Source organism: Brumimicrobium sp. (assembly GCA_023957385.1).
In the GTDB taxonomy this organism is placed as follows: domain Bacteria; phylum Bacteroidota; class Bacteroidia; order Flavobacteriales_D; family Crocinitomicaceae; genus Brumimicrobium.
In genome coordinates this window covers 1,814,169-1,827,194 of the sequence record JAMLGZ010000001.1, presented here as the reverse complement: position 1 = coordinate 1,827,194, position 13,026 = coordinate 1,814,169, and the positions used below count along the sequence as shown (strand labels likewise).

At 33.3% G+C, this 13,026-nt stretch carries 10 protein-coding genes; 9 read left to right on the top strand and 1 reads right to left on the bottom strand.

Annotated features, from left to right (window positions below; all coding sequences use genetic code 11):
* The first annotated feature begins 76 nt into the window (after nt 1–76).
* The 5 genes from M9897_08025 to M9897_08005 are packed head-to-tail and all read left to right on the top strand — an operon-like array spanning nt 77 to nt 5,578.
* Nucleotides 77–1,273: a pyridoxal phosphate-dependent aminotransferase gene (locus M9897_08025; GenBank protein ID MCO5268826.1), complete on the top strand. Its 1,197-nt coding sequence runs from the start codon at nt 77–79 to the stop codon at nt 1,271–1,273.
* On the top strand, nt 1,273–2,271 hold the full coding sequence (locus M9897_08020; GenBank protein MCO5268825.1) for a bifunctional ADP-heptose synthase: 999 nt from the start codon (nt 1,273–1,275) through the stop codon (nt 2,269–2,271). Before M9897_08025 ends, M9897_08020 begins: the two co-directional genes overlap by 1 nt.
* Entirely contained in the window at nt 2,258–4,087 is a 1,830-nt protein-coding gene (locus M9897_08015; protein MCO5268824.1) for a hypothetical protein, read from the top strand. Before M9897_08020 ends, M9897_08015 begins: the two co-directional genes overlap by 14 nt.
* A 1-nt stretch (nt 4,088) precedes the next feature.
* Nucleotides 4,089–4,823: a bifunctional demethylmenaquinone methyltransferase/2-methoxy-6-polyprenyl-1,4-benzoquinol methylase UbiE gene (ubiE, locus tag M9897_08010; protein MCO5268823.1), complete on the top strand. Its 735-nt coding sequence runs from the start codon at nt 4,089–4,091 to the stop codon at nt 4,821–4,823.
* Nucleotides 4,824–4,852: 29 nt separating this feature from the next.
* Complete coding sequence (locus tag M9897_08005; protein ID MCO5268822.1) at nt 4,853–5,578, top strand: PorT family protein; 726 nt, start codon at nt 4,853–4,855, stop codon at nt 5,576–5,578.
* Between the two features lie 7 nt (nt 5,579–5,585).
* Here the strand turns inward: M9897_08005 and M9897_08000 are convergent, their stop codons facing one another.
* Entirely contained in the window at nt 5,586–6,299 is a 714-nt protein-coding gene (locus M9897_08000; protein ID MCO5268821.1) for an RNA methyltransferase, read from the bottom strand.
* A 261-nt stretch (nt 6,300–6,560) separates the two neighbouring features.
* On the opposite strand from M9897_08000, the gene M9897_07995 reads away from it, so the two are divergent.
* From M9897_07995 to M9897_07980, 4 genes are all read left to right on the top strand, one after another.
* On the top strand, nt 6,561–9,101 hold the full coding sequence (locus M9897_07995) for an outer membrane protein assembly factor (GenBank protein MCO5268820.1): 2,541 nt from the start codon (nt 6,561–6,563) through the stop codon (nt 9,099–9,101).
* A gap of 122 nt (nt 9,102–9,223) precedes the next feature.
* Entirely contained in the window at nt 9,224–11,947 is a 2,724-nt protein-coding gene (acnA, locus tag M9897_07990) for an aconitate hydratase AcnA (GenBank protein ID MCO5268819.1), read from the top strand.
* 126 nt (nt 11,948–12,073) lie between these two features.
* Nucleotides 12,074–12,334 carry a hypothetical protein gene (locus M9897_07985; protein MCO5268818.1) on the top strand — a complete coding sequence of 87 codons (261 nt, stop codon included), beginning with the start codon at nt 12,074–12,076 and terminating at the stop codon, nt 12,332–12,334.
* Between the two features lie 6 nt (nt 12,335–12,340).
* A complete protein-coding gene (locus tag M9897_07980; GenBank protein ID MCO5268817.1) occupies nt 12,341–13,018 on the top strand; it encodes an OmpH family outer membrane protein in 678 nt (225 codons plus the stop codon).
* Nucleotides 13,019–13,026: the final 8 nt, after the last annotated feature.

Genomic DNA, 13,026 nt, shown 5'->3' with positions numbered 1-13,026 from the left:
GATTTCTATTTCTTTTATGCTATAAAGCATATAAAAGCTTAAAATAATTTTAAATTTGTCTTGTAATTTACAGCACATGATAAAGTTTTCAGATCGTTTAAACAATATGGAAGAATCGGCTACCTTGGCTATGTCAAGATTGAGTCGTGAATTAAAGCAACAGGGTAAAGATGTGATTTCCTTAAGTTTAGGTGAGCCTGATTTTGCAACGCCTAGCTTTATTGAAGATGCTGCTATTGAAGGAATGAAGGAAGGATACACAAAATACCCACCTGTACCAGGATATGATGACTTAAGACAAGCTATCTGTGACAAATTCCAGAGAGATAATAATTTGCATTATGAAATAAATCAAGTTGTGGTTTCTACAGGAGCAAAACAATCTATTGCAAATGTGGTATTAAGTATCATAAATCCAGGAGATGAAGTACTTGTACCAGCTCCTTATTGGGTTTCATATATTGAAATTGTAAAACTAGCTGGAGGCATCCCTATTAGTATTCCATCATCTATTGAGAACGACTACAAGGTAACTGGCAAACAAGTAGAAGAAAAAATAAGTAATAAAACAAAATTATTTATCTTCTCAACTCCTTGTAATCCAACGGGATCTTTATACTCAAAAGAAGAACTAAAAGAATTAGCTAATGTCTTTGCAAAATATAAAGATATTGTCATTATTTCTGATGAAATATATGAGCACATTAATTTTTCAGGCAAACATGAAAGTATTGCTCAATTTCCAGAAGTATATAATCAAACTGTAGTAGTTAACGGATTATCCAAAGCATGGGCAATGACTGGTTGGAGATTAGGTTATATAGGTGCTCCCAAAGAAATCGCAGCTGCATGCACTAAAATGCAAGGTCAATTCACAAGCGGAGCTAATTCCATCGCACAACGTGCCGCTATTGCTGCTTTACGAAAAGAAACTTCCTATTTGAAAGAGATGATTTCTGCTTTTAAAAATCGTAGAGATATAGTATATAAAGGTTTGTTGGAAATTAAAGGTTTGCATGTCAATTTACCAAAAGCCGCTTTTTATTTCTTCCCTGACATATCTGATTTGTTTGGAAAAACAACTCCTAAGGGGCAAGTGATTCAAACATCTAATGATTTATCCACTTATATCTTGGATGAAGTATTAGTTGCCTTAGTTCCAGGAGAAGCATTTGGAAATCCAAATAGTATTCGAATTTCATACGCTACAGATGAAGCAACTTTAACAGAGGCTTTACGTAGAATAAAAATAGCCATTGAAAAATTAAAATAATGACACCTGAGGCACTTTTTAATCAATTCTCACAAAAGAAAATTATCGTTTTAGGCGATATTATGATTGATGCATACATCCATGGGAATGTAGAACGTGTCAGTCCTGAGGCTCCTGTCCCAATTGTGAATTTTACGAAAAGTGAAAATCGCCTAGGAGGCGCTGCAAACGTAGCACTTAATCTAGTTAGTCTTGGAGCTAAAGTTACTATTAATGCAATCATAGGAACAGACAAAGAAGCATCCATATTGCAACACCTTTTAAACGATAATCATATTTCTACTGAAGGACTTATTCAGTCCTCTGAAAGAATTACAACCATAAAAACAAGGGTACTTGGTAATCATCAGCAATTACTTCGTATCGATCAAGAACATACGCATGATATTTCAAAAAAAGAAGAAGAGGCTGTCTTAAAAAAATTGGAAAATCTTCTTCAGCAAGGATATGATGCTATCATCTTCCAAGATTATAATAAGGGATTATTAACGCAATCTCTTATAGAAAAGTCGATAGCTCTAGCACAGAAATACAAGGTGGTTACTACAGTTGATCCGAAGTTAAAAAACTTCATGACTTATAAGGGAGTTACCTTATTCAAACCTAACTTGAAAGAATTAGGAGAAGGAACCCGCACAAAATTAGATTTCGAAAAAGATCGAAAATCATTTGAACTAGCTATCAAAACTTTGCAAGCGCAATTACATGCTGAAATCATTTTCACAACCATGAGTGCTCACGGGGTTTTTATAGATAATGGGAAAGAAAATTACCACATACCAGCCCACATAAGGAATATCACGGATGTTTCAGGTGCTGGAGATACTGTAATCAGCGTTGCAACACTTTGCTTAGCTTGTGGATTAAGTCTTAAGAACATTGCTGAATTTGCTAATCTAGCAGGTGGAATTGTATGTGAGTACCGTGGTGTTGTCGCTATAAACTCGGATCGTTTATTAGAAGAATCTAACCAAATTCAAATAGATGTGGTGGAGTAATTTTAGAGAAAAAGTAAATCTCTCTATATACAATTCTAAAAGATTTGTTCTACTATTCTTTAGGTGGACACAAGCATTAGTTGCTTTATCAATGATAAGTGTCTTGGTTTACTATTATGGTTTTCCACAAACCTCAGAATCCAAAGTATTTCTGAATAGGATAATTGAATTTAGCTTCATATTCTATATCGTTCGCTTTTTTGTTAAAGTAATCTATGATTTTAACCCTATTAACTTTTTAAAAGAAAGGTGGTTTGAAGCATTAGTTGTTGTGTTTTTAATTTTTGAGGGTGTCTCATTTAATATGTTTGGAGTATTAGTGACTTCTGATTTCTTTAAAACTATTGGCTTTAATGATTTTACCGATTTCTCTAATATTGCCATACAAATCATTTTCATGATTTATATATTCATGGAAATATTTCGTAAAAGAGATTTCAAACAATACTTTAAAGTACACCCTGGATTGCTCTTTATGCTTTCCATATTGATTATTATCCTAATAGGAACCGGATTGCTCATGCTTCCAGAAATGTCTATTGAAGGTTATGACATGTCTTTCTTAGATGCTTTATTTGTATCCACTTCAGCAACGAGTTGTGCGGGTATGGATGCAATAGGAATGGGTAGTGTATTATCATTTAAAGGACAAGTAGTTGTTCTCTTTTTGATTCAAATAGGAGCTTTAAATACAATCGCCTTTGTAGCATTATATCTCTTAATAGCAAAATTTGGAATCGGCTTGAAACAGCATGATATAATCGAAGACTATGTAAATAGTGAATCTTTTCTAGATTCTGAATCTATGTTTTTTCGAATCATCAAATGGGTTATTGGAATTGAATTTATAGGCTTTATCTTAATTTTCCTTGTATTGAAGCCGATAGGAGAATTTCACGATTTATCTTCCCGTCTTTATTTTGCCATTTTTAACTCTGTTTCAAGTTTCTGTAACTCAGGTATTATGATGGAAACAGGTGGATTTCAACACCAACTCCTAAGAGATAATTATATTTTACAACTCATTATTATTACCCTTTTCTTTTTAGGGGGATTCGGAATGGTTTATCTATTTGATTTATTTGGTATAAGAAGCTTACGAAAAAGAATGCGATTCCCATGGAAAACTTTACGTTTTGATACAAAAGTAACTCTTTTCACCACTCTCCTACTAATCGTTTTAGGAGCTATAGTATATGCTATATTTGAGTATGACAATACTTTAGAAGGAAAATCACCATTTGGAAAATTAGTAACTACCTTTTATAATTCAATGATTCCTAGGTATACAGGTATTTCATCTGTAGATTTTTCTACATTAGGGTATCCTTTTTTAGTTTTTACTTTATTCCTCATGTTTATCGGGGCCAGTTCTGGTTCCTCGGGCGGTGGTATCCGAGTATCCACTTTTGCTATTTTATTTAGCTCTGTTATTGCCACAATTCGAGGTAAAACCCAGGTTGAATTATTTAAAAGAAGTATAGACAATAGCCTTGTTTTAAAAGCTTACTCCATTTTAATGTTCTTTATCGTAGGAAATATTATTGGGATCTTTGCTTTAACGATTACAGAAGAAGCCGCTATTACTGCAGGTCAAATCAGTATCTTTGATCTTATTTTTGAGCATGTTTCAGCTTCTTGTACAGTTGGATTAACTCTAAACGTCACTCCCATTCTGACAGATCCAGGTAAAATAATCATTATACTTGCCATGTTCATTGGAAGGGTTGGTACACTGTCCATAGCATATTTGTTTAGTAGAAAGTTAATTAGTAAAAGATATAAATACCCTAAAGGGCATATAATTGTAGGATAAGATGAGTGAAGAAATTAGTATAAAACCTTATAACCAAGGGAACAAAGCCAAAAAAGAGGAGGTGTCAGAAATGTTCAATAACATTTCAAAAAAATATGACTTTTTAAATCATTTTCTGTCACTTGGTATCGATAAACTATGGCGAAAAAAGGCTATACGTATTTTAAAGCAATCTCAACCTAAAAATATTATTGATTTAGCTACGGGAACTGGTGATTTTGCTATAGCTTCTTTAAAATTAAACCCTAAAAAGATTATAGGAGTTGACATCTCTGACGGAATGCTTGAAGTTGGAAGGCAGAAAATAAAGAAGTTGAAGCAAGAAAATATCATATCTATGATACATGGGGATTCTGAGAATTTACCATTCGAAAATGACGAGTTCGATGCGCTAACAGTTGGATTTGGCGTTCGTAATTACGAGCATTTAGAAAAAGGATTAGCTGAAATGTTACGGGTAGTTAAACCAAATGGAACCTTAGTTATTCTAGAATTTTCTAAACCAAAAAGATTCCCTCTAAAACAATTATTCGGTATCTATTCAAAGTATATGATTCCATTTTTTGGAAAGTTATTTTCTAAAGATAACGCTGCATATACATACTTACCCGAATCTGTCGCAATATTCCCAGAAGGAAAAGATTTCCTGAATATATTGGAAAAGGTTGGATACCGTAATACAAAGGCAATCCCTGTTTCTGGTGGCATTGCAACAATTTATGTAGGAATAAAATAATTATATATAAATAACGTTGCTACAAAAGCATGATAAAAAAAGGTTTATACATATTTGTTGTCTTTATCTTAGGGTCTAATCTTCTTTATTCCCAAAAAAACCCTAAAACTTTAAACTATAGTAAATTCGATAATAAATGGGTTCACTTTGGTTTTATGTTAGGTGCCAATACAGCAGATTTTACGACAAGATATAAGCCTAATATGTTGGACAAATATAACACCTACTCAATCACTAATAAAATGCAACCAGGCTTTGATTTAGGATTAATTAGTTCCGTTAAATTGGGGACTCCCATTTTACGTCTTCGTTTTATCCCTTCTTTATCATTTATAGAGCGTGTCCTGACCTATACATATCTATCAGACGAACCTGATAAAAAATTTGAAACAAAAGACGAACGAATTGGATCAACAAATCTAGATTTCCCTTTACTACTCCAATTTAGAACGTTGCGTTACAACAATTTTACAGCATACGTTGTCGCTGGAGCCCAATACACACTAGATTTACAGTCTAAAGAGAAATCCGCGCAAAAATTTTCTGACCCATTCCTGAAACTTTATAAAAATGATTTCCAAGGTCAAGTAGGAGCTGGTGTAGAGTTCTTCTTGGTTTTCTTTAAATTTGGAATAGAATTAAAATTCTCTCATGGCTTTAAAAATAATCTTTTTCAAGATAACACGCGTATTTCTACTCCTATCGACAAACTCTATAATCGAGTTTGGTGGATATCGTTCACTTTTGAAGGATAAAACTCCGCTATTTCCTAGAAAACTCAGATAAAAGGATGGCTGTTGCCATTGCCACATTTAAAGATTCTCCTTTTCCAAATTTAGGAATCGTTATAGGATGTGATATGAAGGAAAGCAAATCTGTATGTATTCCATTTCCCTCATTCCCCATCACTAATACCCCTTTTCTTTCTTTTGGAACAGTATAAATATTTTCACCTTCTAAAAGTGCACCATATATAGGCAATGTTATTTGCTTTAATTCTTCTTTTAAATCACAATATTCTATCTGAACATTAAAAATTGCACCCATAGATGCTTGTACAACTTTTGGATTATATATATCAACAGATTCTTTAGATGACAATATATAAAACACTCCAAACCAAGAACATAGTCTAAGTATCGTTCCTAAGTTCCCCGGATCTTGAATAGTATCTAAAACGACATAAAAATCAGGGCGTTTCTGATGAATAGGCAAGTAATCGCAGACTGCAATTATCTTCTGAGGATGTTGTAACATTGAAATTTGAGAGAGTTCTTTTTCACTGATGATATTGATAGGCAATCCACTTTTAAAAGGGAGTTCCTCAGTGGAATATATTTGTTGAATGCTTTGCGGCGCATACATAAGTGCTTCTTCCAATAATTTTGCTCCTTCAATAATAAATTGATGGTGTTGATCCCGAAATTTTTTCTGATGCAGCGTACGTATGTATTTAATTCTTTCTTTCGAAATCATAACTCTAATTTCTTTAGCAAAAATAGGATTAATTTCAGATAGTAGTAGTTACTTTACTATTCAATCCACTGATTTTTTTTATTTCATTCAAAATTCACCTTTGTTTTAAATGCTATTTACGAATCATTCGTATTTTTGAAGGCTGTGAAGAATTTGTTTACATATATATTATTTTTTATATTACTGGCTATGTTACAATCCTGTAATATAAAACGCCATGTTCCAAATGATCACTACCTCTTGGTGTCTAATAAAATTGAAATGCCAAAAGGTACAGATGTAGATAAAGGAGATATAAAAAGCGTATTAAAACAGCGCCCTAATCGACGTTTCTTAGGGTTTCGGCTTCGATTACGTGTTTATAATGCTGTGGATTCCACCAAAACAGAAAGAGACAAAGAGCAAAAATATGAGCGTTACATCCAAAAGAATAAAAAAAGAATACTTAGACAAGATAAAATCAACGAAAAGCGAATCCAGAAAGCACTTAAGAGAGGAAAAACAACCTATAAGCCAAAGAAAATTGATTTAAAAGATACGTTAGATCCCTCTCCAACATTTCGTGAAAGATTAAAATACGTTTATGGCGAAGCTCCTGTTATATATGATTCTTCGCTTACTCGCATATCTAAAGAACAGATTCAACTTTTTATGCAAAAAAATGGATACTTTCATGCAGAAGTTGATACAGAACCTAGCCTAAATTTGAAAAGAAAAAGAGCTAAGGTAACTTATCGAATAACTCCTAAACTTGTTTATTTTGTTGATACTTTTTATTTGCGAACAGATAATAAGGTTTTGGAAAAGGAATACAACAAGTTTATAAAGGAATCTAAAGATGCACTTATCCCTCCTTTCCGTTTCGATTCTGATAAACTAAGTGCTCTAAGAAAATCTCTCGCCAGACACATGCGTAATAACGGTATTTTTGGATTTAGAGAAAATTATATTTCCTTTGAAGTGGATACCTTAAATCGTTCTACACACATAAAGGTGGCTATTGACATTTCTAAAAGGTTGGTAGGTGAAGGAGATATTGAAAAGGAGAAACCTTTTAATTATACCAAAATCAATCAAGTCAACTTCCATTTACAAGATACCATATCATATAAAGGAAATTTTAAAAAGGAACAACTTGACACACGAAATATCAAACTTAAATCGTATGATGAGATTCCAACATTTGACACTTTACAATATGATTGGTATAGAGGTAGAAATAAAAAAGCTCACAGATCAACCTTTCTTTATAACGGGCGCCCCACTACTCGACCTGAACTCATTGAATTTCAAAATTATCTTGAAGAAACAAATTTATACAAAGATTATTTAGTGGATTACTCCTATAGTCGTATGCTTAATTTAGGTGTATTTAAATCTGTTAAAATAAATATACAAGAGAATAACGATAACTCCTTAGATGTGGATTACTATCTTACACCGCAAAAACCAAACATCTTTAGTTTTGAGCCTAAAGGAACTCATTCCAATAGTTTTCTAGGATTGTCCTCTTCTCTTAGCTATATAAATCGTAATTTATTTCGAAGAGGGCAACAATTGAAAATCAGTGTGAGCGGTGGTTTTGAATCTCAACCTGAAGTTTTTGGAAAAAATGATAATGGAACAGTATTGAAAGATGGAACACGAAGTTTTAACACCTTTGAAGTTGTCCCTTCTTTTGAATTAACTGTACCTGGATTAGTTCCTATTGGGTTAACCACTCTTTCAAAGAGTCAAAATGCACGAACAGTATTTTCAGCTGCTTATGGATATCAAAAGAGACCCGATTTTTACCGACAAACAGTACAATGGAAATATCAATGGTATTTTCAAGACATCTATCAGACGCAATATTTTAAAATTGGGATTCCTGTGATTGGAGGTATTCAATTTGTAAACATCAACAAAACAGAAGAATTTAAAAAGAAATTAGAAGCACAAAATGATGTTTTTTTATTAAACGCATATAGTAATCAAGCAATCTATAAAGATTTATCTATTGAATATAGTTTTACAAACCCAAGATTAAAAGATGGAAAAATTGTTTTCTCTTATGGTTTTGATTTTGATATGGCTGGTATGATTATGAGTGCTATTACTCAAAAGAAAGCACCAAATGCAGAAGGATTTAAAGAATTCTTGGGTCAAAGATACTCTCAATTCATTCGTTTAGATAACGAATTTAAATTACACCATGATTTCAGTAAAATACATTCTCTTCACTATAAATTACAATTAGGCGCAGGTATTCCTCTAAAAAATAATGGAATTAACCTTCCTTTTGATTATAGTTTTTTCGCTGGTGGTTCAGTTGATAACAGAGGTTTTCGCGCAAGAAGCTTAGGACCGGGAGTTTATAAATACTATTTAGATTCTATCAGAACTTCCACTCAGATGGGAGATATGCGCCTAAGTGGTTCTTTTGAATACCGTTTTAAAATGAGTAAATTATTTGAAGGAGCTTTCTTTGTAGATGCTGGAAATGTTTGGACTATGAATAACGACCCCAATCGTCCAGGTGGTCAAATTTCAAAAGATTTCTACAAGCAATTAAGCGTTTCTACTGGCTTAGGGCTGCGTGTGAATTTTACCTATTTAATTCTACGTTTAGATATGGGAATACCTATGCGGAATCCAGCGCTACCAGAGGGAGCTAGATGGATTTTCCAAAGTAGAACAAAATTTACAGAAGAAGCTATTGCTAAATGGGGAATCGACCCTAAAACAGGTAGTTATCCAAAAGATAGAGTTCCTAATCCATTCAAACCTCAATTTCATATTGCAATCGGCTATCCATTTTGATTTGCTTTTAATTTTTAAGTAATTATATTTGCTCGAGCAAACAATATAATGTACTCGCTTGTTTAAATCATAAATTCAAAATAATTATCATGCAACAAGATATCTATAATGTCAAAAAAACCATGAATTCTCCAAAAGGAGATTTGTCCTACTACAGTTTAAAAGAACTTGAAAAACAAGGTTATAACATAAATAAACTTCCCTTTTCTATTCGAATTTTGCTTGAAAATGCTTTGCGAAACTACGATGGTTTCACTGTAACCAAAGATCATATTGAGATTCTCCTCAACTGGAAACCTAAAGGAGAAAGGAAAGATATCGCTTATAAACCTGCACGTGTTCTTATGCAAGACTTTACAGGAGTTCCTGCTGTAGTTGATATTGCGTCTATCCGTGCTGAAGTTGCACGAAAAGGCGGAGATGCTTCTAAAATTAATCCACTTATTCCAGTTGACTTAGTCATAGACCATAGTGTGCAAGTAGATTATTTTGCTGCACCTTATGCTTATGACGAAAACATGAAGAAAGAGTATGAACGTAACAATGAGCGTTATAGATTCTTAAAATGGGCACAAAAATCATTTCATAATTTTAGAGTAGTTCCTCCTGGAATGGGAATTTGTCACCAAGTTAACTTAGAGTATCTTTCTAAAGGTATTACATCTCGAAATGGGTATGTATTTCCAGATACAGTAATTGGTACAGATAGCCATACTCCTATGGTAAATGGTATCGGGGTAATGTCATGGGGAGTTGGAGGTATTGAAGCAGAAGCAGCAATTCTAGGGCAACCAGTTTATTTTATTAGTCCAGATGTTATTGGATTAAAATTAATTGGTAATCTGCCAGCTGGAACTACAGCTACGGATTTGGTGTTAACTATTGCAAATACATTAAGGAAATATGGTGTTGTTGAGAAATTTGTTGAGGTTTTTGGACCAGGATTAACTAATTTATCTGTTCCCGACAGAGCAACAATAGGAAATATGTCTCCAGAATTTGGTTGTACAATTACATACTTCCCTATCGACGATAAGACATTGGAATACATGAGAGGAAGTAATAGAAGTCCTGAACGTATCGAAATTGTTGAGAAATATAGCAAAGACAATATGTTTTGGCGTGAGCATGAAGATAAAATTGAATATACTGATGTTATTGAATTAGATTTATCTCAAATTAAACCAACAGTAGCAGGACCAAAACGCCCACAAGATAAAATCTTACTTTCTGCACTTAAGGACAAGTTTGTAGAAATTGAAAAAGAAATTCATGGAAGATATTATATCAAACCTGAAGAACGGGAGAATTATATTAACAGATGGAAAAATGAAGGAGGTACAGTAAAACAAGAGACCGCTGCTGAAACAAAAGAATCTGATGGACTAAAATCTGTTTGGGTTTCTCACGGATCAGAAAAATACTTATTATCTGATGGTTCTGTCGCTATTGCAGCGATTACATCTTGTACTAATACTTCTAATCCTTATGTTATGTTAGGTGCAGGATTAGTCGCAAGAAAAGCAAGAGAAAGAGGTATTGACACCAAACCTTGGGTTAAAACTTCTTTAGCACCAGGTTCTAAAGTTGTAACTGATTATCTTGAAAAAGCCGAAGTAATGGAAGATTTAGAAGCCTTAGGCTTCCATTTAGTAGGATATGGTTGCACAACGTGTATTGGTAACTCTGGTCCACTTCCTCCAATCATTGACAAAGCTGTTAAGGAGCATAATCTCGTTGTTGCTTCTACGCTATCTGGAAACAGAAACTTTGAAGCGCGTATCCATAATAACATCAAGATGAATTATCTAATGTCGCCAATGTTAGTAGTTGCTTTTGCAATCGCAGGGCGAGTGGATATAGATATGACAACGGAACCTATTAGCTATGATAAAAATGATAGACCTGTCTATCTTAAAGATATCTGGCCAACAGATACAGAGATTCGAGAAATCATGAATAGAGTATTATCAAAAGACGACTTCAAAAAGAATTACGACACTATTTTTGATGGAAACGATAGCTGGAAGCATTTACAAATTCCAGAAGGTCAATTATATCAATGGGATAATTCTTCAACCTATATTAAAGAAGTTCCTTTCTTTGAGAATTTACCAAGAGATGCAAGACCTCTTTCGGATATCAAAGGAGCACGTGCTTTATTGAAATTAGGAGAAAGTGTAACAACTGACCACATCTCCCCTGCTGGTTCATTTACAGAAGAATCTGCAGCAGGAAAATATTTAAAAGGAAGAGGCGTTGAATTAGCTGATTTTAACAGTTATGGTTCTCGCCGTGGAAACGATGAAGTGATGGTACGTGGTACTTTTGCTAATGTTCGTATCAAAAATCAAATAGCAACTAAAGAAGGTGGATATTCTGTTTACTTCCCTAAAAACGAAGAATCTACTGTATTTGAAACTGCACAAAAATACAAAGCAGATGGAACCCCTTTAATTGTCTTAGCAGGTAAGGAATATGGAAGTGGTTCTTCTCGTGACTGGGCAGCTAAAGGTACTTATCTACTAGGAATCAAAGCAGTTATTGCTCAAAGCTACGAACGAATTCACAGAAGTAATTTGATAATGATGGGAGTTTTACCATTGCAATATATAGATGGACAAAGTGCTGAAACCCTAGGATTAACAGGAAGAGAGATTTTTAACATCAATGGAATTGAAAGCAATATCACACCACACAAAAAGCTCGATGTAACGGCTACTAAAGAAGATGGTACAGAAATCAAATTCCAAGCTATTGCACGATTAGACTCTGATGTGGAGATTGCTTACTATCAAAATGATGGTATTCTTCAATACGTACTTCGTCAGTTTATGGATAATTAAAATACACAAATCATAATGTTATAAGGCTGTCGTATTTGACAGCCTTATTTTTTTTATGTAAATTATCATTGTTAATCCTATTAGAAATGATATTTTTGCACCTAATTAATTATGAAAGATACATAAATGAGAGTAATAGATTCCATTCCACATCCAAGGTTTAATATTCAAATATATTCCTATAATTCAAAATATACTATAAAAATTGAACTAGGACAGTTCGAACAACACTATAAGATAGGAGAAATGGATGTAATGGGTATCGATGAGGTAAAAGCTATGATTACTACCGAATTCTTAAATAATTGCTTAAAACGTTTTGTAGAAATGAGAGAAGATTGGCGAAAAGCGTTTGAAGGGAAAAATACGAAAACTATTAATGATTAATATAATATGAAAAAAGTACTTTCTTTACTACTCGTAATTACTGTAATTACTTTATCTATAACAAGCTGTAAGGACAAACCTGGAGATAAAGGAAAAGAGGCATACAGCGGAGAAGTGAATATTGCTAGAATTGACACGGGATCAATTGCAATGGCATTTTATGTGCAAGATAGCATTACTACTCAATTCAACTTTTATAGAGAAATAGATTCCATGCTGAAAGCTAAGGAACTTGTATTCCAAAAAGAATTAGAAACGAAAATTCGTGCTTACCAAGCTTTTGAGGCCGATGTTCAGAAAAGAATGGATAACAATGAAATCACAGGTTATCAGTTAGAAGATATTCAACGAACAGCGATGCAGAAACAACAAGCTATTCAACAATTCCAAGAAGAAAAAGGAGCTGCCTTACAAAAAGAATCCTATCAATATACTACAGCTATGATGAATAAAATATCTGAGGCAGGAAGAGAATTCTCTCAAGAAAACAATATTGATTTATTATTCTTTTACCAAAAAGGAGGACAAATAACCTATATCAATAATGCATACAATGTAACAGCAGCGTTTATTTCTTTCTTAAATCAACGTGAAGATGAATTAAAATCAGGATTTGACAATGAAGTGAAATCACTTGAAAAGGAAGCATCACAAGAAGTAGAAGGATTAGGAATTAAAAAATAAAACTCATC

Bases quoted from the DNA above. Each gene is read 5' to 3' on its own strand.
- acnA (MCO5268819.1), top strand. From the start codon at position 9,224: ATGAATTCTCCAAAAGGAGATTTGTCCTACTACAGTTTAAAAGAACTT.
- M9897_07985 (MCO5268818.1), top strand. From the start codon at position 12,074: ATGAGAGTAATAGATTCCATTCCACATCCAAGGTTTAATATTCAAATA.
- M9897_08015 (MCO5268824.1), top strand. From the start codon at position 2,258: ATGTGGTGGAGTAATTTTAGAGAAAAAGTAAATCTCTCTATATACAAT.
- M9897_08025 (MCO5268826.1), top strand. From the start codon at position 77: ATGATAAAGTTTTCAGATCGTTTAAACAATATGGAAGAATCGGCTACC.
- M9897_08005 (MCO5268822.1), top strand. From the start codon at position 4,853: ATGATAAAAAAAGGTTTATACATATTTGTTGTCTTTATCTTAGGGTCT.
- M9897_08020 (MCO5268825.1), top strand. From the start codon at position 1,273: ATGACACCTGAGGCACTTTTTAATCAATTCTCACAAAAGAAAATTATC.
- ubiE (MCO5268823.1), top strand. From the start codon at position 4,089: ATGAGTGAAGAAATTAGTATAAAACCTTATAACCAAGGGAACAAAGCC.
- M9897_07980 (MCO5268817.1), top strand. From the start codon at position 12,341: ATGAAAAAAGTACTTTCTTTACTACTCGTAATTACTGTAATTACTTTA.
- M9897_07995 (MCO5268820.1), top strand. From the start codon at position 6,561: ATGCCAAAAGGTACAGATGTAGATAAAGGAGATATAAAAAGCGTATTA.
- M9897_08000 (MCO5268821.1), bottom strand. From the start codon at position 6,299: ATGATTTCGAAAGAAAGAATTAAATACATACGTACGCTGCATCAGAAA.